Source organism: Microbacterium sp. ZW T6_19 (assembly GCF_044987465.1).
GTDB classification, from domain to species: domain Bacteria; phylum Actinomycetota; class Actinomycetes; order Actinomycetales; family Microbacteriaceae; genus Microbacterium; species Microbacterium natoriense_A.
The window spans coordinates 249,509-273,497 of sequence record NZ_JBJDRH010000007.1 but is presented as its reverse complement, the minus strand read 5'-3'; the positions used below and the strand labels follow the sequence as shown (position 1 = coordinate 273,497).

Sequence of the window (23,989 nt, the reverse complement as noted above, 5' to 3'; positions counted from 1 at the left end):
CAGCTAACAAAAAAAAAGAGGCGGGACTCATCGATATCGATGAGTCCCGCCTCTGTCTCTTCTCAGTACGACAACAGCCTTCAGAAGGGCAGCAGCGGGTCGATCGCGACCGCGACGAAGATGAGCGTCAGGTAGGTGATCGAGGCGTGGAAGACACGCATCGGCCGCGCCTCGCCACCGCGCACGGCGCGGTTGTAGAGACGGTGCGATTCGTAGATGAACCAGCCGCCGAAGACGAGAGCCGACACGGTGTAGACCAGGCCCATGCCCGCGATCGGCACGAGCAGCAGCGAGCAGGCGACCGTCGCCCACGCGTACAGGATGACCTGCAGGCCGACCTGCGACGCGTTGCGCGTGACGCCGAGCATCGGCACGTCGACGTCGTCGTAGTCGTCCTTGTACTTCATCGACAGCGGCCAGTAGTGCGGCGGCGTCCAGAGGAAGATGAGGGCGAACAGGATGAACGCGGGCCAGTCGAGGGACCCGGTGACCGCCGCCCACCCGATCAGCACGGGGAAGCACCCCGCGATGCCGCCCCAGATGATGTTCTGCTCGGTGCGCCGCTTGAGGATGATCGTGTAGATCACCACGTAGAAGAAGATCGCGGATGCCGAGAGCACGGCTGCAAGCCAGTTGGTCGTGGCCCAGAGCCACACCGTCGAGAGGATCGCGAGGGTCCACGAGAAGATGAGCGCGCCTCGCGGGGTGATCTCGCCGGTCACGAGCGGCCGGTTCTCGGTGCGGTGCATGTGCGCGTCGATGTCGCGGTCGAGATACATGTTGAACGCGGCCGCGGATCCCGCGCTCATCGAGCCGCCGATCACCGTCGCGAGAACCAACCAGAGGTCCGGCATCCCGCCCTGGGCGAGGAACATGACGGGGACCGTGGAGACCAGCAGAAGCTCGAGCACTCGCGGTTTCGTGAGGGCGACATAGGCCTTCACCGTGCGACCGATGGACTTCTTCACAACGGTCTGATCAGACATCGTCGAGATCTCGATCGCCTCCTCAGCGCATGCATAGACAGCCCTTTCAGTCTACGGCACCCGTCGACGCCTCCCCGCCGTCGCCCGTGTTCTCACATCGGAATTCTGAGCGAGGTGAAGCGTTGTAAGACGATGTAACGAGGTGACACGCAGCGCTATGCTGAAATCACTCGCGCGCCCGGCGCTCAAGCATCCCCATCCGTATCGTTGCGGACCGCGACAGTGCAATCCGGGCGCTCTCGAACTGTTGGAGAAGGGCTTCACCGTGTCGGAATTGCAGTGGGAAGAGATCGATCGGCGCGCGGTGGACACCGCACGCATTCTGGCTGCGGATGCCGTGGAGAAGGTCGGCAACGGCCACCCCGGCACCGCGATGAGCCTGGCGCCGGCGGCCTACCTCCTCTACCAGCGGGTGCTGCGTCATGACCCGACAGACACCGACTGGCTCGGCCGAGACCGCTTCATCCTGTCTGCGGGTCACTCCTCCCTCACCCAGTACGTCGAGCTGTACCTCGGCGGCTTCGGGCTCGAGCTCGACGATCTGAAGGCGCTGCGCACATGGGGCTCCCTCACCCCCGGGCACCCCGAGTACGGTCACACCAAGGGCGTCGAGATCACCACGGGGCCGCTCGGCCAGGGCCTGGCTTCGGCCGTCGGCTTCGCGTACGCCTCGCGCTACGAGCGCGGTCTGTTCGACCCCGAGGCGGCGGCCGGCACCAGCCCGTTCGACCACTTCATCTACGTCATCGCCGGCGACGGCGATCTGCAGGAGGGTGTGACCAGCGAGGCGTCCTCGCTCGCCGGACACCAGCAGCTCGGCAACCTCATCGCGATCTACGACTCGAACCAGATCTCCATCGAGGACGACACCAACGTCGCCTTCACGGAAGACGTCGCTAAGCGCTACGAGTCGTACGGCTGGCAGGTTCAGGTCGTCGACTGGAAGAAGAGCGGCGAGTACGTCGAAGACGTCGCCGAGCTCCACGCCGCCATCGAGGCCGCGCAAGGCGAGACCTCCAAGCCGTCGCTGATCATCCTGAAGACGATCATCGGCTGGCCGTCGCCCGGCAAGCAGAACTCGGGCAAGATCCACGGCGCCGCCCTCGGCGCCGACGAGCTCGCCGCGACCAAGAAGGTCCTGGGCTTCGACCCCGAGCAGCACTTCGCCGTCGCCGACGACGTCATCGCCCACACCCGCGGGCTCGCAGCCCGCGCAGCCGAGGCCCGCGCGGCCTGGCAGGAGTCCTTCGACGCCTGGGCCGCCGCGAACCCCGAGCGCAAGGTGCTGCTCGACCGCCTCGAAGCGGGCGAGCTCCCGGCCGACATCGACTCGGCTCTCCCCGTGTTCGAGGCCGGCAAGGACGTGTCGACCCGCGCCGCATCCGGCCAGGTCATCAACGCCCTCGCCGCCGAGCTCCCCGAGCTGTGGGGCGGATCGGCCGACCTCGCCGAGTCCAACCTCACCACGATCAAGGACGCGAAGTCCTTCATCCCCGCCGAGTGGTCGACCCACGAGTGGTCGGGCAGCCCTTACGGCCGCGTGCTGCACTTCGGCATCCGCGAGCACGCGATGGGCGCGATCGTCAACGGCATCAAGCTGCACGGTCCGACACGTCCGTTCGGCGGCACCTTCCTCATCTTCAGCGACTACATGCGCCCCCCGGTGCGGCTCGCCGCGCTGATGGACATCCCCAGCATCTTCGTGTGGACGCACGACTCCGTCGCCCTCGGCGAGGACGGCCCCACGCACCAGCCGGTCGAGCAGATCGCGACCCTGCGCGCGATCCCCAACTTCACGCTCGTGCGCCCGGCCGACGCGAACGAGACCGCGGCGGCGTGGCTGGAGATCCTCCGGCGCAACGGCGGCCCCTCGGGCATCGCGCTGACCCGTCAGAACATCCCGGTGTTCGCACGTGGTGAGGGCGCTGCATCCGGCGAGGTCTTCGCCTCGGCGTCGAACACGGCCCGCGGCGCCTACGTCCTCGCCGAGGCGCCGAACGGCACCCCCGACGTCATCATCGTGGCGACCGGCTCCGAGGTGCAGCTGGGCGTCGACGCCCGTGCGGCTCTCGCCGCCGAAGGCGTGAACGTCCGTGTGGTCTCCGCCCCGTCGCTGGAGTGGTTCGCCGAGCAGGACGAGGCCTACCGCGAGTCGGTGCTGCCGGCATCCGTCACCGCCCGTGTCTCCGTCGAAGCGGGCTCCGTCCTCAGCTGGCGCGGCATCGTGGGCGACCGGGGTCGTTCCGTGGGCATCGACCACTTCGGCGCATCCGCCGACTACAAGACCCTGTTCCGCGAGTTCGGCATCACGACCGAGGCCGTCATCGCCGCCGCCCGCGAGACCCTGGCCGCACAGGCCAACTGATCAAGGAGTCACGACAATGAGCACCCCCACCGCAGATCTCGCAGCAGCCGGCGTCAGCATCTGGCTCGACGACCTCTCTCGCGCCCGCATCAACTCCGGAAACCTGACCGAGCTGATCGAGACGCGCAACGTCGTCGGCGTCACCACGAACCCGACGATCTTCGCGAACGCGATCACCAACCCCGACGACACGTCGTACGACGCGCAGGTCACCGAGCTCGCCGCATCCGGCGCGACCGCGGAGGAGGCCGTGTTCGCGGCCACGACGCAGGACGTCGCCGCAGCACTCGACGTGTTCCGTCCCGTCTGGGAGGCGTCGAACCACGTCGACGGCCGCGTCTCGATCGAGGTCTCCCCCGATCTCGCACACGACACCGAGGGCACCGTGGCGCAGGCCAAGGAGCTCTGGGCGAAGGTCGACCGTCCGAACCTGCTTGTCAAGATCCCCGCGACGAAGGCCGGTCTTCCTGCCATCGCCCAGGCGATCGGCGCCGGCATCAGCGTCAACGTCACGCTGATCTTCAGCCTGGAGCGCTACGCCGAGGTCATCGACGCGTACCTGACGGGTCTCGAGACCGCGAAGGCCGCGGGCATCGACCTGTCGACCATCGAATCCGTCGCCTCGTTCTTCGTGTCGCGCGTCGACACCGAGACCGACAAGCGCCTGTCGGCGATCGGCACCCCCGAGGCCGAGGCTCTCAAGAGCAAGGCCGGCCTCGCGAACGCCCGTCTCGCATACGAGCTCTACGAGCAGACCTTCGCGGGCGATCGCGCCAAGGCTCTCCTCGAGGCCGGCGCGAACCTGCAGCGCCCGCTGTGGGCGTCGACCGGCGTGAAGGACCCGGCGCTGCCCGACACGCTCTACGTCACCGAGCTGGTCGCGCAGGGCGTCGTCAACACGATGCCCGAGAAGACGCTCGAGGCCACGTTCGACCACGGCGTGGTCACCGGTGACACCATCACGGGCGGCTACGAGGAGGCTCGCGCGGTCTTCGCCGGACTCGCGGAGCTCGGCATCGACTTCGCCGATGTCACCCAGGTTCTCGAGGACGAGGGCGTCGCCAAGTTCATCGATTCGTGGCACGATCTGCTCACCCAGGTCAAGGAAGGGCTCGAGGCGCAGCGATGACATTCGCGCTGCACGCGTCGGGCGCGGCCAAGGCCGCCATCGACGAGACCGTTCCCGGTCTGGTGCACGACCTCGTGGCCTCCCGCATCACGAACGGCGATGCCACGCTGTGGGGTGCGGATGCCGAGGCCGAGGCCTCCGTCCGGCTCGGGTGGGTCGAAGCCGTGACGGTCTCTCGCCCGCTCGTGGCGGAGATCGTCGCGCTGCGCGAGGAATTCGCTCGGAAGGGCGTCACGCGCGTCGTGCTCGCCGGAATGGGCGGGTCTTCGCTCGCGCCGGAGGTCATCGCGCAGACCGCACGTCTCGAGCTGACGATCCTCGATTCGACTGCTCCTGGGCAGGTGCTCGCGGCCCTCGACGACGGCATCGAGAACACGGTTCTCGTCGTCTCGTCGAAGTCGGGATCCACGATCGAGACCGACTCGCAGCGGCGCACGTTCGAGGCCGCGTTCCGTGATCTCGGGATCGACCCGGTGGAGCGGATCGTGGTCGTCACCGACCCGGGCTCCCCTCTCGACGTGTCGGCGCGAGCAGCTGGCTATCGCGTGTTCAACGCCGATCCGAACGTGGGCGGACGCTATTCCGCGCTCACCGCGTTCGGCCTCGTGCCCTCAGGGCTCGCAGGCGTCGACGTCGCCGAACTCCTCGACGAAGCAGAGGCCTCTCTGCTCGAGGTCGCGGTCGATTCGGCCGAGAACCCTGCCCTGCGTCTCGCCGCCGCCATCGCGGCCACGAGTCCTCGCCGCGACAAGCTCGGGCTCATCACCGACGGCACGCACATCGAAGGGCTGCCCGACTGGATCGAGCAGCTGATCGCCGAGTCCACCGGCAAGCAGGGCACCGGGATCCTTCCCGTCGTCCTTCTTCCGGTCTCTCCCGAGCTCGACGCCACGCCGACCGATCTGCAGATCGTCAGGCTGGTCGACGACGCGAACGAGTTCCATCTGCGCGAGCAGCACCCCGGCGAGATCCTCGTCTCGGGCACGCTGGGTGCGCAGTTCATCGTGTGGGAGTACGCGACGGCCATCGCCGGTCACCTGCTCGGCATCAACCCCTTCGACCAGCCCGACGTCGAATCGGCGAAGGTCGCAGCCCGCGGTCTGCTCGACGTGCGGCCGGAACCCACGGCACCGGTCTTCGTCGAGAACGGCGTCGAGGTCCGCGTCTCGGATGCCGCCCTCGCAGCGTCGGGAACGGTCGAGGGCGTCCTCGACGCGCTCTGGGCACGTCTGGGCGAAGACGGCTACGTCTCGATCCAGGCCTACGTGAACCGCATCGACGTCCCGCAGCTGCAGGGCCTCCGAGAGCTCGTCGCCGCGGACGCGGGGCGACCGGCCACATTCGGGTGGGGACCCCGCTTCCTGCACTCCACCGGCCAGTACCACAAGGGCGGCCCTGCACAGGGCGTGTTCGTGCAGATCCTCGAGCGGACGGACGTCGATCTCGAGATCCCCGACCGCCCGTTCACGTTCGGTCAGCTCATCCAGGCACAGGCCGCGGGCGACGCGGCCGTTCTCGCCGATCATGGCCGTCCGGTCGTCACGCTGACGATCACCGACTCGTCGGCTGACGTCCTCACCCTTTTCGAAGCAGCCCAGAAGTAACAGCCAGGAGAATCCCCCACCGATGTCTGTTCCCATCTCGCGCGGGCACAACCCGCTGCGCGACCCTGACGATCGTCGCCTCAACCGGATCGCGGGGCCCAGCGCCCTCGTGATCTTCGGTGTGACCGGTGATCTCTCGCGCAAGAAGCTCATGCCCGCGGTCTACGACCTCGCCAACCGCGGCCTGCTGCCGCCCGGATTCGCCCTCGTCGGGTTCGCCCGCCGTGACTGGGAGGATCAGGACTTCGCGAAGGTCGTCTACGACGCCGTCAAGCAGCACGCCCGCACGCCCTTCCGCGAGGAGACCTGGGAGCAGCTGCTCCAGGGAATCCGGTTCGTCTCGGGCGAGTTCGACAACCCGGCATCCTTCGCCAGGCTCCGGGAGACCGTCGACCAGCTCGACACCGAGCGCGGCACGATGGGAAACCACGCCTTCTACCTGTCGATCCCGCCGAAGTCCTTCGCGGTGGTCGCGCAGCAGCTCAAGGACTCGGGACTCGTCGGCGAGGATCAGGGCGAGGACCGCTGGCGCCGCGTCGTCATCGAGAAGCCCTTCGGTCACGACCTCGAATCCGCTCGCGAGCTGAACGAAGCCCTCGAAGTCGCGTTCTCGGCCGACTCGATCTTCCGCATCGACCACTACCTCGGCAAGGAGACGGTCCAGAACATCCTGGCGCTGCGCTTCGCGAACGAGCTGTACGAGCCGATCTGGAACCGCAACTACGTCGACCACGTGCAGATCACGATGGCCGAGGACATCGGCGTCGGCGGCCGCGCCGGCTACTACGACGGCGTGGGCGCTGCCCGTGACGTCATCCAGAACCACCTTCTGCAGCTCCTCGCCCTCACGGCGATGGAGGAGCCCATCAGCCTCTCGGCCGAGCATCTGCGGGCTGAGAAGGAGAAGGTGCTCGCGGCCGTGCACGTGCCGGACGACCTGGCGCTCGCGACCGCCCGCGGGCAGTATGCCGGCGGCTGGCAGGGCGGCGAGAAGGTGACCGGCTTCCTCGACGAGGAGGGCATGGACCCGGAGTCCGCCACCGAGACCTATGCCGCGATCAAGCTCGAGATCGACACGCGCCGCTGGTCGGGCGTGCCGTTCTACCTGCGCACCGGCAAGCGTCTCGGCCGCCGCGTGACCGAGGTCGCCGTCGTGTTCAAGCGCGCCCCGGAGCACCTGTTCGGCCGCAGCAACACCTCGGAACTCGGGCAGAATGCGCTCGTCATCCGCGTGCAGCCCGACGAGGGCGTCACGCTCCGCTTCGGCTCCAAGGTCCCCGGCAACGGCACCAACGTGCGTGACGTGACGATGGACTTCGGCTACGGCCACGCCTTCACCGAGGCGAGCCCCGAGGCGTACGAGCGGCTGATCCTGGACGTCCTGCTGGGCGACCCTCCCCTGTTCCCCCGCCACGAGGAGGTCGAGCTCTCCTGGAAGATCCTCGACCCGGTGGAGAAGTTCTGGGCCGCAGAGGGCGGTCCTGTCGAGCAGTACGCATCCGGTTCCTGGGGCCCGGCATCCGCCGACGCCCTGCTGGCCCGCGACGGACGAGTCTGGAGACGACCGTGATCATCGACCTTCCCGACACGACCGTCAGCCAGGTCGCGAAGAACCTCGTCAAGGCGCGCGAAGAGGGCGGCGTGGTCGCCCTCGGGCGCGTGCTCACCCTGGTGATCTCGGCGCGCAACGGCGTCGCCGAAGCCGCCATCGACGCTGCGAACGACGCCTCTCGCGAGCACCCCATGCGGGTGATCGTGCTCACGACCGGTGACGGCGAGTCCCGTCTCGACGCGCAGATCCGCGTCGGCGGCGACGCCGGGGCGAGCGAGGTCGTCGTGCTCCGTGCATACGGCGAAGCCGCCAGCAACGAGGAGAGCCTGATCACCGGTCTCCTGCTGCCTGACGCGCCCGTCGTCGCCTGGTGGCCCGAGGACGCGCCGGTCGCGCCATCGGCGTCGCCCCTCGGACGCATCGCACAGCGCCGGATCACGGATGCCGCGACGGCGTCCGACGTGCGCGAGCGCCTGGACCTTCTGGGCGCGACGCACGCACCCGGCGACACGGACCTCGCCTGGACCCGTCTCACGCACTGGCGTGAGCAGCTCGCCGCCGTGCTCGACCAGCCGCCGTTCGACGAGGTCACGGCGGTCGAGGTCCGCGGCGCCTCCGCGTCGCCCTCGACGGCACTGCTCGCCGCGTGGCTGCAGATGGCCCTCGACGTGCCGGTGCGCTGGTCGTACGAAGATCCGGAGAACTGGCAGGAGGGCATCAAGTCCGTGCGTCTCACGCGCGCAGCGGGAGACATCCTGCTCGAGCGCCCGGCGCCGGGCATCGCGGTGCTCACGCAGCCCGATCAGCCGAACCACGACCTGCATCTGCCGCGGCGCACTCTCCGGGAGTGCCTCGCGGAGGAGCTGCGTCGCCTCGACCCCGACGTCCTGTACGGTCGAGTCATCACCGAGGGCTGGGAGAAGCTGGGTCCGCCCGAGACAGGAGAATGATGTCGATGCAGGCAGCGCCCGCAGAGAAGCGGGTCGTCGTCGAACCCACCCCGGCCGCACTCGCGGCCAGAGTGGCTGACAGGTTCATCACGCGTCTGCGTGCTCGCACGCGCAGCGGCCGTGTCGCCCATATCGCCTTGACCGGCGGTTCCATGGGCGGTTCGGTGCTGCGCGCCGTCGCGGAGAATCCGCGTTCGGCGGGCATCGACTGGTCGCTCGTGCACTTCTGGTGGGGTGACGAGCGCTACGTTCCGCGCGACCACGCCGATCGCAACTCCGTGCAGTCCCGCGAGGCCCTGCTGGATCGCATCGACGTGCCCGCCGAGAACGTGCACGAGGTCGCCGGGCCCGACAGCGGACTCGGTCTCGACGAGTCGGCCGCGGCGTATGCCGCGGAGCTCGCCCGTTTTGCAACCGACGAGAACCCATGGCCGACCTTCGCCGTCTGCTTCCTCGGAGTCGGCCCCGACGGGCACATCGCCTCGCTCTTCCCCGATCGCCCCGAGGTGACGGTGACGGATGCCGCGGTGCTTCCCGTGCGGGACTCGCCCAAGCCTCCGCCCGAACGCGTCACGCTCACGCGCCCCGTCCTGAACTCGTCGAAGCGGGTATGGCTCGTCATCACGGGCGCCGACAAGGCCTCCGCTCTCGGGCTCGCCCTCGCAGGGGCGAGCTACACAAGCGTGCCGGCAGCAGGCGCGAAGGGCCGCAAGCGCACGGTGTTCTTCGTCGACGAGGCCGCGGCCTCAGAGGTCTCCCCCGACCTGATCGACCCGGCCTACTGATCTACGGGGCCCTGATCTACTGGGCCCTGATCTACTGGGCACTGATCCCTACTGTGGCACTGGGAGCTACTGGGGCCCTGAGCCTGTCGAAGGGCCGGCACTCGAGCCCCGCTCGATGCCGAGGTCCTGGCTCTCGCTGAGCACCTGAGGGTGATAGCGGGCCAGCCCGACGACGCCGAAGACGGCGATCGCGCCGGCGAGGCCGAAGATCGCCAGCACCCAGCCGGGGGCGGCCGCGGCCTCGCCCAGCACGAGCATGCCGATCAGCACGGCGACCATCGGGTCGACAACGGTGAGGCCGGCGATCACGAGGTCGGGCGGACCCGAGCCGTAGGCGGTCTGCACGAAGTACGCGCCGACCGCGGATGCCGCGACGAGAGCGATCACGCAGATCACCGTGATCCAGTCGAAGCTGCCGTTCTCGATGCGGTTGATCGTCGCCTTCGCGAGCGTGGCGACGAAGCCGTAGAGGATGCCGGCGCCGATCACGTAGAACAGCGCCCGCATCCGGTGGCGCAGAACGAGCCAGGCGGCGCCGAGCGCGATGATCACGACCAGCAGGATCGCCAGGATCGTGAACAGCTCGATGTCGCCGATGGCCTTCTCGGTCGCGAACACTGCGGCGAAGGAGACGAAGAGGAAGATGCCGCCGACGCAGCACACGATGGCTGTGATCGACTGCTTGGTGGGCGTGTGACCCGACACCCGGGCGTTGAGGAGGGTCGTGATGACCAGGGCGATCGCCCCGAGCGGTTGCACGACGATCAGGGGCGCCACAGCCAGTGCCGAGAGCTGGCACACGATCGCCAGGGCGAGCATCAGCGTTCCGACCAACCAGGACGGCCGGGCCAGAAGGCGCTTGAGCTGATCGAAGGTGAGGCCGGACGCAGCATCCGAACCGCTGAGCTGCTCGACCTTCTCGACGCCTCGGTGCTGGTACTGCGCGCCCAGCGACATGAAAACGGCACCGGCCAGAGCCAGCGGGATGCCGAGCAGGAGCTTGGGGTTGTTGAAGACGCCGACGAGCTGCTCGCTCACGTCCTCGCTGCTCAGCCACACCGAAATGCTCACCCTACGACACTACCCGGCGCTTTCGCCCAAGTAGGGTTATGGCGTGGCTGTACTTCCGATTCGCATCATGGGCGATCCCGTCCTGCACTCCCCCGCATCTGCCGTCGATGGCATCACCGACGAGATCCGCTCGCTCGTGGCGGACATGTACGAGACCATGGACACGGCGCCCGGCGTCGGACTCGCCGCTCCGCAGGTGGGCGTGCCCCTGCGTATCTACACATACTCGTACGTGGACGACGACGACCAGCCCTGGCGCGGCGTTCTCATCAACCCCGAGCTGTGGATGGTGCCTCTGGAGCCGGGCGACCCGGATCCCGATCTCGAATCGGAAGGATGCCTGTCCTTCCCCGGTGAGCGCTTCCCGTTGCGTCGCTCAGAGCGCGTGCGCGTCACCGGCACCGATCTCGACGGCGGCCCCGTCTCGATCGACGTCGACGGATGGCGTGCGCGGATCATGCAGCACGAGTTCGACCATCTCGACGGCATCATCTACGTCGACCGGCTGTCGGACGGGGATTGGAAGACCGTGCAGAAGATCGCCCGCAAGCGCGGATGGGGCCGTCCCGGCGTCAGCTGGACGCCCGGGATCGACGACCTCGAGGGATGACTCTCCCAGCCTGATCAAAGGCATTTTCAAGTTGCATCACAGACTTCTGGCGAGATAGCGTCATATCTGTGGGTGCCTTCATGCGCCCGCGCACCATTGTCTCTGGAGGGGTACACATGATGAAACTGCGCACGCGTCGCGCACTTGCTCTCGCAGGTGCTGCGGCAGCACTGTCGCTCGCACTGACCGGCTGTAGCGCGCTGAACGGCATCCTCGGCGGCGGCTCGGGAGACGCCGACCGCGACGAGGAGTCCGGCCAGGTCACCGAGAGCTCGAACATCGACATCTTCGCGCTGAAGGTCGGCGACTGCAAGATGGAAAGCCCCGAGGGTCTGCTCTCCGACGCCGACGTCGTCCCCTGCGAAGAGCCGCACGATGAAGAGGTCTACTACGAGCTCAAGATGGACGACGGCGAGTTCTCCAGCGAGGCTGTCGACGCCGCTTCGCAGGAGTGCATCGGCGACGCCTTCACCAACTTCATCGGCATCGACTACAACTCGTCGACGCTCGAGGTCTACCCGATCACCCCGACCCAGGACACCTGGGACCAGCTGAACGACCGCGTCATCCAGTGCGTCGTCACGAACCCCGCCGGGCAGACCACCGGCTCGCTCGCGGGCACCGGTCTCTGAGCGACTTTCACACAGCAAGAGGAGAGGCCCTGCCAGTCGGCGGGGCCTCTTCTCTTGTCATACCGCGCTCGACCGACGCCGGAACAGCCGCCACCAGTGGGTGTCGACCACGATGGAGCCCAGCTTCGTTCCGATGCACAGACTCACGAACACGGCGAGAGCCGCGGCGACGGGGGCGACGTCGAACGACGTGATCGCCACGAGGCCGACGGTTCCCGGTACCAGCAGCAGGAACGCCGGCTGGAAAGTGATCGTCGCCGGAATCGCGAATGACGAGCGCTCGACGAGCCTCGCGATGATGAAGAGCACAGACGCTGTGGCGCCGGTCGCGATCGCGCTCCCGGCGAACGGTGCGATCAGCACCAGGAGGGCGTAGGCGACGCCCATCGCGGCGATGCTCACGGCGGTCAGCCGGTACCCGGCGCCGAACGCGATGCTGATGCCGATCGCGAGGGCTGCCACGCCCATCCAGCTGAACCCGGCCGACGGCAGCGATGCCCAGGCGGGGCCGGCGCTCAGCACCCCGCTGACGTCGGCGAGCAGGAACGCGGAGTCCTGGTCGATCGTGAGTCCTATCCATGCGCTTCCGGCGGCGATCCCGGCAGCCATGAAACCCAACTGAACGATGCCGTAGACGAGCCGGGATGCGCCCGAGACGACATCCGCCGCTGTGAGTTCGAGAAGTGCGTTCGTGATGAGAGCGCCAGGGACCAGGATCGCGATCGGCGCGCAGACGGCGAACAGCGGCACTGAGGAGTAGCCCAGCATCGCCGCCGATTCGCTCACGAGGACTGTCGACAGCAGCGCGACGAGAAAGGGCACGATCGCGGCAGCGGGTCGGATGCGCCGCAGCAGCACCGACAGCGCGCCCATCAGACCCGCGACGATGGCCGCCACCAAAACCGCCCACCAGGGGCACCGGAACAGCACGGCCAGCCCGGCGGCGAGCAGAGTGTTGCCGGCGGTCCAGCGCACCAGGGGCATCCGCATCGTCGCACTTCTGATGCGCTGCTGCTCCGCGCCCAGCGCGTGCTCCAGCGTGATCCGACCGTCGCGCAGGCGGTGCATCATGCGGCTCACCATCGCGGACTGCCGGGTCGACAACGACGACGCGAAGCTCATCCTGAGGATCGAGCCCGCCTCGCCCGTGAGCGGCGACACGAACACCGCTTCCGGAAGAACGGCGAAGGAGAGCTCCTCCTCCGGCGCGATGCGCTCGCGGATCTCCTCGAGAGCGTCGCGTGCGTCGGTCGCCGAGAACCCTGCCTCGAGCAGGAGGGCGCCGAGCTGCGCGAACTGCGGGGATCGGGACATCCGCCAGGCCTTCATCGACTGGGGTGGGAAAGGGAGAACCCCCGGCCTTCATGCGAAGGCCGGGGGTCTTGGCTCCCCGGCTTGGACTCGAACCAAGAACCTGCCGGTTAACAGCCGGCTGCTCTGCCAATTGAGCTACCGAGGAATGTGCTCCGCTGCGCGGGCAACTCGTCAATCCTAGCAAATACTTTCGCGTGGTCGTGACACGGGCCACGCCTCGGGCGTGTCGAGCCACGGGGACGTCATGGCTGCGAATCCGCCTCGGCGTTCGGCGCCCAGAGCAGGTCCTTGCCGACACCCCGGGCGACGACGTGGCCTCCTCTGAGCATGAGCGTCTCGGCGTTCAGCTCGCGGATGAAGTCGGCATCGTTCGTCACGAGAAGCGCCCCCATTCCCAGCTCCTTGCGTCGACGGGTGATCGCGTCGAAGACCACCGGACGCACCTCGAGGTCGAGGTTCGCGAGGATCTCGTCGGCGATCAGAACACGCGGCTCGAGCACGAACGACCGAGCGATCGCCACACGCTGCCTCATGCCGGCACTGAGCTCATATGGGAACTTCGCGGCCGTCCCGAGTGGAAGATGCAGTTCGTCGAGCAGAGTCGCCACACGGATCGACAGGGCTTTGGTGTTCACCCGTCGTTCCCGCGCGAGGATCGGCTCGGCGATGACCTCCTGAACCGTGAGCCGAGGCGGCAGATCCGCACCGGCGCCCTGTGGCACGAATCCGGTGCGGTAGGTCAGGACCCGATGCTTGCGCCCAGGACGCCTCACGTTCACGCCGCACACGTGTGCGCTGCCGCCCACGATGCGCACGGACGGATCCGTGGAACCGGCCAGGGCCAGCACCAGCGACGACTTTCCCGACCCCGTGGGGCCGGCGACGCAGATCAGTCCGCCAGGTGAGAGCGAGAAGGTGACGCCGTCGACGGCCCGGGTCGGCGATCCGTGGCCTGCACGGTCGATCACCAGATCCGAGCAGTCGATCGCGTGCGTGGGGTCGTGCCGGCGGGACATGGTTCCATCCTGCCCTGCGCGCGGCGGCGGAACCCGTTACGACTCGGCGAAGCGCTGACGCTCGACGTCGAGATCGCGCAGGCGCATGCGCAGTGCGCGGCCTCCGTCGGAGTCGGCGGGCACGCGCTGCACCGCCCCCAGCAGCTCGTTCTTCTCATCGTCGAGGCTGCGCACGATGAGACGCCGACACAGATCTGTCGCCGATGCCACCGCACCGGCCTCGTCACGCGCCGGGAACGGCGTCATCAGCAGCTCGCCGCCGAGGGAGCGATAGGGCTCACGCACGGCGTTGACCGCCTCGGTCACCCACCCCGCCCTGGTGCGGTCGGGGGCGGATGCGACCGCTTCGCGCACGGCGTCGAGACCCGGCGTGCGAAATGCCGAGCTCAACGCCCTGCCCAACAGCCCCTGATCGATCTGGTGCCCGTACTGCAGCGCCCCCATCAGCGCGTCGCGTTCCAGCGCGACCTCCGCCGATCGGGGCAGGCTCGCGAGCGTCACGGGCGCGAGTGCCGGCCCGCCTGAGGGCCCATCGCCGTGTGGCTGCTCGTGGCGGGGAGCATCGGGAGGAGCGGTGCGGCCCGAGCGTCGCACCTCGCTGCGGACCTCGGTCGGGTCCATGCCGAGGCGGCGAGCGAGGACGCGCTCGTAGCCGGGACGCAGCAGCGGATCCTTGATCTCGGCGACGATGGGAGCCGCCGCACGCAGTGCGCCGACGCGGCCCTCGACCGTCGAGAGATCGAAACCCCCCAGCCTGCGGTCGATCGCGAACTCGAACATCGGCACCTTGGCATCCATGAGGGTGCGCACCGCGGCATCCCCCCGTTGCAGGCGCAGATCGCACGGGTCGAGTCCGTCGGGAGCCACAGCCACGAAGGTCTGCGCCTTGAACCGGTCGTCCTCGGTGAATGCGCGCAGGGCTGCCTTCTGCCCCGCTTCGTCGCCGTCGAAGGTGAACACCACCTCGCCCGAGGCGTTGTCGTCGCCCATCACCCGGCGCAGCACCTTGATGTGATCGGTGCCGAAGGCGGTTCCGCAGGTCGCGATCGCCGTCGTGAGACCCGCGAGGTGGCAGGCCATCACGTCGGTGTAACCCTCGACGACGACCACACGTCGCGGATCTCCGCGCGCGATGTCTTTCTTGGCCAGGTCGAGCCCGTACAGCACCTGCGCCTTCTTGTAGATGGGCGTCTCCGGGGTGTTCAGGTACTTCGGGCCCTTGTCGTCGTCGAACAGACGGCGGGCTCCGAATCCGATGGTCTGCCCCGACACGTCGCGGATGGGCCACACCAGGCGTCCGCGGAAGCGGTCGTACACGCCGCGCTGGCCGGTCGAGACGAGACCGGCGGTGCTGAGCTCGTCTCTCGTGAATCCCTGGGCGGTGAGCGCCTTCAGCATCCCGTCCCAGCCACGAGGGGCGAAGCCGACGCCGAAGTGCGCCGCCGCTCCCGCATCGAACCCCCGTTCGCCGAGGAACCGCCTGCCGGCTTCGGCATCAGGAGACAGCAGCTGCGCACGGAAGAACTCGGCCGCTGCGGTGTTCGCGGCGTAGAGCCGGGCCCGTCCGCTCGTCTCGGGTGCCGCCCCGCCGTCTTCGTAGTGCAGCGAGTAGCCGATGCGTCCGGCCAGCCGCTCGACGGCCTCGGTGAAGCTGACATGGTCGATCTCACGCAGGAAGGAGTAGACGTCGCCCGACTCCCCGCAGCCGAAGCAGTGATAGTAGCCGACCTGCGGCCGCACGTGGAAGCTCGGGCTCTTCTCGTCGTGGAAGGGGCACAGACCCTTGAGCGATCCGACGCCGGCAGATTTCAGCGCGACGCGCTCTCCGACGATGTCGGCGATGTTCGTGCGCGCCTTCACCTCGTCGACATCGGCCTGACGGATGCGGGGCATCAGCGCACCTCGGCGACGGAGCGGCGCTCGGCCGGTGTCGCAGGGCGAGCCCCCGGGCGCGCGTGCCGTGGGCTCCAGATGCCTACCTCGGCGGGGTCGATCTCCCCGACCAGGCGGTTGTGCCAGTCGATCGCGCTCTGGTCCGTGAGGCTCGCGATCTGGTCGACCACGACCCTTGCGCGTTCGGCATCGTTCGCCGCCGCCACGAAGTCCGCCGCGAACGCGGGTTCGAGCACGTCGGCGCCAGCCGACCACAGGGCATCGGTCGACCACAGGGAGTCAGCCAGCCGCTTGAGCACGCGTCGCTGCTCCTTGTAGACGCCCTTGCGAGCGTCGATCGTGACGATCGCCTGGCCCATGATGCCCTTGAGCACCGCGATCTCGGTCTCGACGACGCGCGGCACGACGACGTGCGCGTTGTAGCGCACGAGCGCAGGCCCCGCGTACGCCTCCCGCGTGGCGGACACGGACGCGCGGGCGAACCGGCCGATGAAGTCGCTGGTGAGGTTCTTCAGCCGGGCGAGGTCCTGCCGGGAGCGGTTGAAGGAGTTCAACCACATCGGCAACCCGGCGAGACGGTACAGCGAATCGGCGAGCTCGTCGCGGGTGAAGTCGTAGCCCACCCACTGCTGGATGCGGTCGATCAACGCCTCGTGCTCACGCGCGTCCGACAGCTGCGCGACGTCGACGTAGCCGTTCACGATGGCGTCTTCGAAGTCGTGCACGGAATAGCCGATGTCGTCGGAGAGATCCATGATCTCGGCCTCGATGCAGCGAAGCCGCCCCGGCGCCCCCTCGCGCATCCAGCGGAACACCGGCTCGTCATCGGGATAGACGCCGAACTTGAGGCGGCCGCCGGGGTCGGGAACCGGGCTGTCGGCAGTCCACGGGTACTTGCAGGTGGCGTCGAGGCTCGCGCGCGTGAGGTTCAGACCGACAGAGCGGTCGTCATCGTCGAGCACCTTCGCCTCGAGCCGGGTGAGGATGCGCAGCGACTGGGCGTTGCCTTCGAAGCCGCCGATGTCCTCCGCCCATTCGTTGAGCGCCCGCTCTCCGTTGTGGCCGAACGGCGGATGGCCGAGGTCGTGGCTGAGGCACGCGGTGTCGACCACGTCGGCCGAGACGCCGAGGGCGGTGGCGAGCTCACGGCCGACCTGGGCGACCTCGAGGGAGTGCGTGAGCCGGTTGCGCGCGAAGTCGGCGGTGCTGGCGGGGCTCAGCACCTGCGTCTTGGCGGCCAGACGACGAAGGGCTGCCGAGTGGAGCACGCGCGCGCGATCGCGCGCGAAGTCGTCTCGCTCGGATCGGTGCGTTTCGGCGAAGTAGCGCTCGGCGTCGCGCGGGTCGTAGCCGTCGGTCCGCTGGGCGGCTGAGCCTGCCGGCAGGTCAACCGCCACTGTTCTCGATCTCCGCTCCGCGCATCATCTCCGACGTCGACTCGCCGATCTCCCGGGACTCGAGCCACTTGTCGGGCAAGGAGGTGCGCTTCGGTCGGCCCGCGCGACCGCGCTGACCCTCGGCATCCGCTCCGGGGTATGGCGCATCGCGATCGAGCTGGCCCAGCAGATCGTCGATGTGCTGGAGGCTGGATGCCATCGCGAGTCCCGTGCGGATGTCGCCGCCGACCGGGTAGCCCTTGAAGTACCAGGCGACGTGCTTGCGCACGTCGCGGCATCCGTGATCCTCGTCATCGAAGAACTCGACGAGAAGCTCGGCGTGACGGCGGAAGGCGTCGGCGACGAACCCGAGGGTCGCGTCGACTGGGGTCGACTCTGCGCCGAATGCCGCGGCGAGGTCGCCGAACAGCCACGGGCGGCCGAGACAGCCGCGCCCGACGACGACGCCGTCGCAGTCGGTCTGCCCCATCATCCGCACGGCATCCTCCGCAGACCAGATGTCGCCGTTCCCGAGAACGGGGATGCTGGTGACGGCCTGCTTGAGCTCGCCGATGGCGTTCCAGTCCGCGTGACCCGAGTAGTACTCGCCGGCGGTCCGTGCATGCAGCGCGACTGCCGCCGCGCCCGCGTCTTCGGCGGCGCGGCCTGCCTCGATGAAGGTCAGGTGGTCGTGATCGATGCCCTTGCGCATCTTCACAGTGAGCGGGATGTCTCCCGCCGCCTTGACGGCCTGCGTGACGATGTCCGCGAACAGACGGTTCTTCCAGGGCAGGGCCGCTCCCCCGCCACGACGGGTGACCTTGGGCACCGGGCATCCGAAATTCAGGTCGATGTGGTCGGCATGATCCTCGGCCACGATGATGCGGACCGCGTCGGCGATCGTCTTCGGGTCGACGCCGTAGAGCTGGATCGAACGCGGTGTCTCGGACTCGTGGTGGCGGATCAGGCGCATCGTGCTCTCGTTGCGCTCGACCAGTGCGCGCGAGGTGATCATCTCGCTCACATACAGCCCTGCTCCGTACTCGCGGCAGAGGCGACGGAACGCGGTGTTCGTGATGCCGGCCATCGGCGCGAGCACGACGGGCACGTCGAGGTCGATCGGTCCGATGCGGAGCGGGCGGGCGGGAGCGGTGGCGACAGTCATGACCCTTCCATTCTCCCAGACGCGGAGCCCATGGCGCCCCATCGACCTAAGCTGTGGATATGACCGATTCCGCAGTGCGCAGCATCCCCTTCGTCGACGCTCAGGGAGCGGAGAAGACGCTCGACGATCTCGGCGCCGACGTCGTCCTCGTCGTGAACGTGGCCTCGAAATGCGGCCTCACCCCCCAATACGAGCAGCTTGAAGAACTGCAGCGCCGCTACGGTGACAAGGGCTTCAGCGTGGTCGGCTTCCCGTGCAACCAGTTCTTCGGACAGGAACCGGGTTCGGTCGACGACATCCTCGAGTTCTGCTCGGTCACCTACGGCGTCACGTTCCCGATCAACGACAAGGTGAAGGTGAACGGCAGGAGCGCCGCCGAACTGTACAAGGCACTCAAGGAGACTCCGGATGCCGGCGGCAAAGCCGGACGGGTCGAGTGGAACTTCGAGAAGTTCCTCGTCTCCCCCGACGGATCGGTGCAGCGCTTCCGACCGAAGCAGACGCCGGACGACCCCGCCATCGTCGGAGCCATCGAGGCGGCGCTCTCCAGCGTCGGCTGATTGCGGGCGCTCTGACGCCCCTCCAGGTGAACGCGTGTTCACCTGGAGGTCAGATCGTCGCCACCTGCACTCCCTAGTCTCGCCGCGGCGAATCCCGCCGCACGACGAAGGAGACCAGGAATGCCCGATCGAATGCCGATGAGCCGACGCGCCGTCCTCACTGCCGGAGCGCTGGGCGCCCTGGGCGCCGCCCTGCCGGTGAGTGCCGCGCACGCCGATCCGGCGCCACCACCCGCTCCTGCCGCAGCCGCCGGCTCAGGCGCAGGGAAGCCGCGGCCTAACGCCCCGAAGCTGCGATTCCGCGCCGACGGGACGTTCAAGGTGGTGCAGTTCAACGACACTCAGGATGACGAGCAGACCGATCGACGCACGGTCGAGCTCATCGAGAAGATCCTCGACCAGGAGAAACCCGATTTCGTCGTGATCAACGGAGACGTGATCTCGAGTGGCTGCGAGACCCGGCTCGCGGTGAAGCAGGCGATCAACAACGTCGTGTGGCCCATGGAGTCGCGCGGCATCCCGTGGGCCGTCACCTACGGCAACCATGACGAGGATTCCCTGCCCGAGTCGGGCGTAGACGAAGCGGGCATGCTCCAGATCTACCGCTCATACGCCTGGAATCTGAACGCCGACAACGCCGCTGGTCTGACGGGCACGAGCAACACCCTCGTGCCGGTCGCCTCGTCGACGAAGAAGAACCGCGATGCGTTCGCACTGTGGATGATGGACTCGGGCCGCTACGCACCCGACGCGATCAACGGCCAGGACTTCTCGGGCTACCCCACGTGGGACTGGCTGCGCATGGACCAGGTCGCCTGGTATCGCGATCAGTCCACGTCTCTCGAGCGACGCGGTGGCCGCAAGGTGCCCGGTCTCATGTTCATCCACATCGCGCTGTGGGAGCACCGCTTCATGTGGTGGGGAGGAGTCGACACCCGCACGGAGGCGGATGCCGCCCGCGGCAGGGCGCGCCACGGCATCGTCGGAGAGCGCAACGAAGACGAGTGCCCCGGTCCGTTCAACTCCGGGATGTTCAACGCGATCCTCGAACGCGGCGATGTGAAGGGCGTCTTCGTCGGGCATGACCATGTGAACGACTACGTCGGCGACTACTACGGGGTCAGACTCGGTTACGCCCCGGGCACGGGTTTCGGCGCGTACGGACTCGAAGGGGCCGAACGCAACAGGATGCGCGGCGGTCGCGTGTTCGAGCTCACCGAATCAGGCGAGGCCGTGTCGATCTCGACCCGCGTCGTCTACGCCCGCGACCTCGGCATCGACCTCACCGCAGACGATCAGCCCATGGAGCCCTTGCCGCTCGCTCCTGCTCAGCAGAAGGTCTGACGGCCGGTCGAAGCGCGGCGGGTCACGCCTCCACGGAGTCGCCGCGCTTCGACCAGAGGTCGCGCAGCACGTTCTCGAAAGCCGCAGGAGGCTGCGCACCCGAGATGCCGTACTGGCCGTCGATCACGAAGAACGGCACGCCCTGGATGCCGTAGGCCTGAGCCTGAGCCTGATCCTGACGGACGGCGGGCAGGTGGGCAGCCGACTCGAGAGCCTCACGGGTCTCGTCGGCATCCAGTCCGACCTCGATCGCGAGATCGACGAGATCGTCGATGCGGCCGACATGCCGGCCCTCGGTGAAGTACGCCGACATCAGGCGCTCCTCCATCTCGTGCTGCAGACCCTGGGCCTTCGCGAAGTGCAGCAGCTCGTGCGCCTTCACGGTGTTGGTGTGCTGCAGAAGGTCGAACCGGTACGCGAGACCGGCCTCCGCCGCGACACCGGTGACGTGCGAGAGCATCTGCTCGACCTGCGCGCGCGGCATGCCCTTGTGACCTGCGAGGAAGTCGACCTCATCGCCGTGGAAGTCGACGGGAGTGTCGGGCGACAGCTCGAACGAGTGGAACGTGATGTTCACCTGCGGGGCGTCCTCATCAGCGGCCACCGCGTCGAGACCCTTCTCGAGATTGCGCTTGCCGATGTAGCACCACGGGCAGGCGATGTCGGACCAGATGTCGATCGAGATGGGTTCAGTCACACTCTCATCCAACCGCATGCGCCCGGGCGCTATTCCGTTCTAGGCTTCTCGGATGCTCTCTTCCGCCGATCTCCTGCCGTTCCGACCCGACAGAGTGCTGATCGCCGGCGTCACCGGTTCGGGCAAGACGACTCTCGCTCGGCGGGTCGAGGACAGATGGGGACTCCGCCACATAGAGATCGACGGACTCTTCCACGGTCCGGACTGGACCCCTCGTCCGAGCTTCCTCGACGACGTGCGCGCGTTCGCCGGAGAGGATCGCTGGGTCACCGAGTGGCAGTACACGAGCAAGGGGACGGATGACATCCTCGCCCCGCGCGCGCAGGTGGTGCTGTGGCTCGACTATCCGTACCGGGTCGTGCGCGCGCGCCTCATCCGCCGGACCGCGTCACGACAGCTGCTGCGCACCCGTCTGTGGAACGGCAACACCGAGCGCGGCCTTCTCAGCTTGTTCCGCCGCGACCCTGAGGAGAACATCCTGCTCTGGCAGACGAGGACGCTGCGCAAATGGAGCGAGCGGATGCCGGTCGTCGAAGAGCGCTTCCCGCACCTGACGATCGTGCGGCTGCGGAATCCGCGCGAGACCGAGCGGTGGTTGCGGGCTCAGGCCTGATCGGGCGAATCCACCGCGCCGCCGAAGCGGCGATCTCGCGAGAGGTACACGCCGATCGCGCGCCACAGCTCCTCGCGGGAGAAGTCCGGCCACAGCGTGTCGAGGAAGACCATCTCGGCGTAAGCCGATTCCCACAGGAGGAAGTTCGAGGTCCGCTGCTCCCCCGAGCTGCGCACGAACAGATCGACGTCGGGCATGTCCGGGACGTACAGGTTGCGCCGGATCGTCTTCTCGGTGATCGCGCTCGGCTTGACCCGCCCGGCGGCGACATCCGACGCGATCGCCCGCATCGCGTCGACGAGCTCGACGCGGCCTCCGTAGTTGACGCACATCGTGAGGGTGAGCACGTCGTTGCCGCGGGTTAGCTGCTCGGCGTACTGCAGCTCCTTGATCACACTGCCCCACAGGCGCGGCTTCCGCCCCGCCCAGCGCACCCGCACACCCCACTCGTTGAGCTGATCGCGCCGACGGTGCAGGACGTCGCGGTTGTACCCCATCAGGAAGCGCACCTCCTCGGGCGAGCGCGCCCAGTTCTCCGTCGAGAACGCGTACACCGACAGGTGTTTCACACCGGCCTGGATGGCGCCGGCCACCACATCGAGCAGGACCTCCTCGCCCGCCTTGTGCCCCTCGATGCGGTTCAGTCCCCGGCGGTTCGCCCACCGGCCGTTCCCGTCCATGACGATCGCCACGTGCTCGGGCACCTTCGGGAACACGGGAGGTTGCACTCCGGTCCAGTCCAGCGGACGGTATGCGACGGCATCCTTGTGCGTGTACGGCTTCGGGGTCACCGGTTTCCTTCCAGGTGAGCGAGCGAGCGGATGCCGCGCTCGAGGTGCCATTGGGCGTAGGCGGCGACGAGTCCGGATGCCGCCGAGGTCTCGACCGGAGAAGCCGCGTCGATGATCTCCCACTCCCCCGCCATGAGCGATCGCAGCAATGCGATCGTCCGTTCTGCGATCTTGGGACTTCCCGCCGGCGCGTCATTCCGGCACACCATCCCGCCGAGCTGTCCGATGAAGTTCGCATGCGGACCGGGTGCACCGCACCGGGCGCAGTCCCCGAGAGAGGGCGCCCAGCCGGACAACGCCATGACGCGCAGAAGATAGGAGTCGAGGATGCTGCGCGCGGCGTGTTCGCCCCGGGAGAGCGCGCGGAGCCCGCCGACCAGCAGAAGATACTGCTCGGGCGTCGCCTCGGAATCGCTCAGGCGATCGGCCGTCTCGACCATGGCGTTGGCGGCGGTGAACCGATCGTAGTGCGCGGCGATCTCGGCGCCGTAGGAGCCCAGCGACTCCGCCTGCTGCACGATGTCGAGCGATCGCCCCTGGTACAGCTGCACGTCCGCGACCATGAACGGTTCGAGGCGCGAGCCGAACTTCGACGATGTGCGCCGCACCCCTTTCGCGACTGCGCGCAGCTTGCCGTGCCGTCTCGAGAGCATGGTGACGATGCGATCCGCCTCACCGAGCTTGTGAGTGCGCAGGATCACCGCTTCATCTCGGTACGTCGGCACCTCTCGATTATCCTCCGTGCGGGACAATAGAGGGGTGACCGAACCGCTCTTCACCGTTCCGCTCTGGGCTGATCTCCTCGGCGTCGGCCTCGGCGGCGTGCAGGGCGCGATGTTCGCCTCGGGATTCCAGGGGCAGCGACGCCTGGACTGGCTCGGTGTCGCGATCATCGGCATCATGATCGGCATGGGCGGCGGACTCATCCGCGACATCCTGCTCGGGGTACCGCCCGCCTCGCTCAAGAGCGACTGGTATCTGGTGACGGCCACGGGTGCGGCGCTGTTCGGGATGCTGCTGGCCGGACTCTTCAACCGACTCAACAAGGTCATCGTCGTGCTCGATGCCGTGGTCATCGGAATGTTCGGCGCTTTCGGGACGAGCAAGGCGATCGCATTCGGCGTCCCGCCCGTCCCGGCCGTGTTCATCGGCGCATGTGCCGCAGTCGGGGGCGGGGTGCTGCGGGACATGCTGATGGGCCTGCCGACCGCGATCATGCACGTCGGCTCGCTATACGCCGTCGCCGCGGGTGCGGGATGCGCTTTCATCGCGATCGCCGTGCAGGGCTTCGGCATGTCGGTCACCCTCGCCGCGATCATCGGCATCGTCGTCACCGCGGTGATCCGCATCCTGGCCGTGAGCTTCGACGTCTCATTGCCGGAGCAGCGCCGCCTCTACCGGCGCCGTGTAGCCGCGGAGACCGGCATGATCCCCATCATCAAGCCCTCCGCCGACTGAGCCCTCGGTCACCTGCCGCGGCCGGCCGAACGCCGCGGCCTCCATGTGGCACCTGCCGTCGGAATCCGCCAGCCGATC

General features: G+C 68.0%; 22 protein-coding genes and 1 tRNA gene. 12 read left to right on the top strand and 11 right to left on the bottom strand.

Going from position 1 to position 23,989, the window contains the following annotated elements; genetic code table 11:
• Positions 1-80: 80 nt before the first annotated feature.
• On the bottom strand, positions 81-995 hold the full coding sequence (locus ACI3KT_RS13005) for a heme o synthase (protein WP_373426330.1): 915 nt from the start codon (positions 993-995) through the stop codon (positions 81-83).
• 256 nt (positions 996-1,251) lie between these two features.
• Here ACI3KT_RS13005 and tkt point away from each other — a divergent pair, with 256 nt between their 5' ends.
• Genes tkt through pgl form a run of 6 tightly spaced genes read left to right on the top strand, consistent with a single transcriptional unit; the run spans position 1,252 to position 9,371 of the window.
• Positions 1,252-3,351, top strand: coding sequence for a transketolase (gene tkt, locus ACI3KT_RS13000; protein WP_292909655.1), 2,100 nt, complete (start codon positions 1,252-1,254; stop codon positions 3,349-3,351).
• A gap of 16 nt (positions 3,352-3,367) precedes the next feature.
• On the top strand, positions 3,368-4,480 hold the full coding sequence (gene tal, locus ACI3KT_RS12995) for a transaldolase (protein WP_292909653.1): 1,113 nt from the start codon (positions 3,368-3,370) through the stop codon (positions 4,478-4,480).
• On the top strand, positions 4,477-6,084 hold the full coding sequence (locus tag ACI3KT_RS12990; RefSeq protein WP_404904653.1) for a glucose-6-phosphate isomerase: 1,608 nt from the start codon (positions 4,477-4,479) through the stop codon (positions 6,082-6,084). Before tal ends, ACI3KT_RS12990 begins: the two co-directional genes overlap by 4 nt.
• 22 nt (positions 6,085-6,106) lie before the next feature.
• Positions 6,107-7,654, top strand: a complete 1,548-nt coding sequence (gene zwf / locus ACI3KT_RS12985; protein ID WP_404904651.1) for a glucose-6-phosphate dehydrogenase — start codon at positions 6,107-6,109, stop codon at positions 7,652-7,654.
• The gene (locus ACI3KT_RS12980; protein ID WP_404904650.1) at positions 7,651-8,586 is read left to right on the top strand and encodes a glucose-6-phosphate dehydrogenase assembly protein OpcA; all 936 of its coding nucleotides are present in this window, start codon (positions 7,651-7,653) and stop codon (positions 8,584-8,586) included. The genes zwf and ACI3KT_RS12980 overlap by 4 nt, the downstream gene beginning before the upstream one ends.
• Positions 8,587-8,591: 5 nt before the next feature.
• On the top strand, positions 8,592-9,371 hold the full coding sequence (gene pgl, locus ACI3KT_RS12975; RefSeq protein ID WP_404904648.1) for a 6-phosphogluconolactonase: 780 nt from the start codon (positions 8,592-8,594) through the stop codon (positions 9,369-9,371).
• 66 nt (positions 9,372-9,437) lie between these two features.
• On the opposite strand, the gene ACI3KT_RS12970 is transcribed toward pgl, so the two are convergent.
• On the bottom strand, positions 9,438-10,436 hold the full coding sequence (locus tag ACI3KT_RS12970) for a DMT family transporter (RefSeq protein ID WP_404904658.1): 999 nt from the start codon (positions 10,434-10,436) through the stop codon (positions 9,438-9,440).
• A gap of 49 nt (positions 10,437-10,485) precedes the next feature.
• Between ACI3KT_RS12970 and def the strand changes: the two genes are divergently transcribed.
• Both def and ACI3KT_RS12960 read left to right on the top strand, forming a co-directional pair.
• On the top strand, positions 10,486-11,052 hold the full coding sequence (gene def, locus ACI3KT_RS12965) for a peptide deformylase (protein WP_292909641.1): 567 nt from the start codon (positions 10,486-10,488) through the stop codon (positions 11,050-11,052).
• A gap of 116 nt (positions 11,053-11,168) precedes the next feature.
• A complete protein-coding gene (locus ACI3KT_RS12960) occupies positions 11,169-11,684 on the top strand; it encodes a septum formation family protein (protein WP_292909639.1) in 516 nt (171 codons plus the stop codon).
• Between the two features lie 57 nt (positions 11,685-11,741).
• Here ACI3KT_RS12960 and ACI3KT_RS12955 read toward each other — a convergent pair whose 3' ends face one another.
• The 6 genes from ACI3KT_RS12955 to dusB all read right to left on the bottom strand — a co-directional run bounded on the left by ACI3KT_RS12955 (position 11,742) and on the right by dusB (position 18,448).
• Positions 11,742-12,998 carry a threonine/serine exporter family protein gene (locus ACI3KT_RS12955; RefSeq protein ID WP_404904646.1) on the bottom strand — a complete coding sequence of 419 codons (1,257 nt, stop codon included), beginning with the start codon at positions 12,996-12,998 and terminating at the stop codon, positions 11,742-11,744.
• Between the two features lie 69 nt (positions 12,999-13,067).
• A tRNA-Asn gene (locus ACI3KT_RS12950) sits at positions 13,068-13,143 on the bottom strand.
• A gap of 97 nt (positions 13,144-13,240) precedes the next feature.
• Positions 13,241-14,014 carry an ATP-binding cassette domain-containing protein gene (locus ACI3KT_RS12945; RefSeq protein ID WP_307297344.1) on the bottom strand — a complete coding sequence of 258 codons (774 nt, stop codon included), beginning with the start codon at positions 14,012-14,014 and terminating at the stop codon, positions 13,241-13,243.
• Between the two features lie 36 nt (positions 14,015-14,050).
• Entirely contained in the window at positions 14,051-15,907 is a 1,857-nt protein-coding gene (gene dnaG / locus ACI3KT_RS12940) for a DNA primase (protein ID WP_404904644.1), read from the bottom strand.
• Positions 15,907-17,304, bottom strand: a complete 1,398-nt coding sequence (locus tag ACI3KT_RS12935; protein ID WP_404904642.1) for a deoxyguanosinetriphosphate triphosphohydrolase — start codon at positions 17,302-17,304, stop codon at positions 15,907-15,909. Before ACI3KT_RS12935 ends, dnaG begins: the two co-directional genes overlap by 1 nt.
• Positions 17,294-18,448, bottom strand: a complete 1,155-nt coding sequence (gene dusB / locus ACI3KT_RS12930; protein ID WP_404904640.1) for a tRNA dihydrouridine synthase DusB — start codon at positions 18,446-18,448, stop codon at positions 17,294-17,296. The genes ACI3KT_RS12935 and dusB overlap by 11 nt, the downstream gene beginning before the upstream one ends.
• A 59-nt stretch (positions 18,449-18,507) precedes the next feature.
• Between dusB and ACI3KT_RS12925 the strand changes: the two genes are divergently transcribed.
• Both ACI3KT_RS12925 and ACI3KT_RS12920 read left to right on the top strand, forming a co-directional pair.
• Entirely contained in the window at positions 18,508-19,008 is a 501-nt protein-coding gene (locus ACI3KT_RS12925) for a glutathione peroxidase (protein ID WP_307297350.1), read from the top strand.
• 120 nt (positions 19,009-19,128) lie between these two features.
• Positions 19,129-20,352: a metallophosphoesterase family protein gene (locus ACI3KT_RS12920; protein WP_292909627.1), complete on the top strand. Its 1,224-nt coding sequence runs from the start codon at positions 19,129-19,131 to the stop codon at positions 20,350-20,352.
• A 22-nt stretch (positions 20,353-20,374) separates the two neighbouring features.
• Here ACI3KT_RS12920 and ACI3KT_RS12915 read toward each other — a convergent pair whose 3' ends face one another.
• A complete protein-coding gene (locus ACI3KT_RS12915) occupies positions 20,375-21,049 on the bottom strand; it encodes a DsbA family protein (protein ID WP_292909625.1) in 675 nt (224 codons plus the stop codon).
• Between the two features lie 52 nt (positions 21,050-21,101).
• On the opposite strand from ACI3KT_RS12915, the gene ACI3KT_RS12910 reads away from it, so the two are divergent.
• Complete coding sequence (locus ACI3KT_RS12910; protein ID WP_404904638.1) at positions 21,102-21,662, top strand: AAA family ATPase; 561 nt, start codon at positions 21,102-21,104, stop codon at positions 21,660-21,662.
• On the opposite strand, the gene ACI3KT_RS12905 is transcribed toward ACI3KT_RS12910, so the two are convergent.
• Together ACI3KT_RS12905 and recO are read right to left on the bottom strand one after the other, a co-directional pair.
• Positions 21,653-22,453: an isoprenyl transferase gene (locus ACI3KT_RS12905; RefSeq protein ID WP_404904636.1), complete on the bottom strand. Its 801-nt coding sequence runs from the start codon at positions 22,451-22,453 to the stop codon at positions 21,653-21,655. The two genes, ACI3KT_RS12910 and ACI3KT_RS12905, sit on opposite strands and share 10 nt — an antisense overlap.
• A complete protein-coding gene (recO, locus tag ACI3KT_RS12900; RefSeq protein WP_292909619.1) occupies positions 22,450-23,178 on the bottom strand; it encodes a DNA repair protein RecO in 729 nt (242 codons plus the stop codon). Before recO ends, ACI3KT_RS12905 begins: the two co-directional genes overlap by 4 nt.
• Positions 23,179-23,212: 34 nt before the next feature.
• Between recO and ACI3KT_RS12895 the strand changes: the two genes are divergently transcribed.
• Positions 23,213-23,911, top strand: coding sequence for a trimeric intracellular cation channel family protein (locus tag ACI3KT_RS12895; protein ID WP_404904634.1), 699 nt, complete (start codon positions 23,213-23,215; stop codon positions 23,909-23,911).
• Positions 23,912-23,989: the final 78 nt, after the last annotated feature.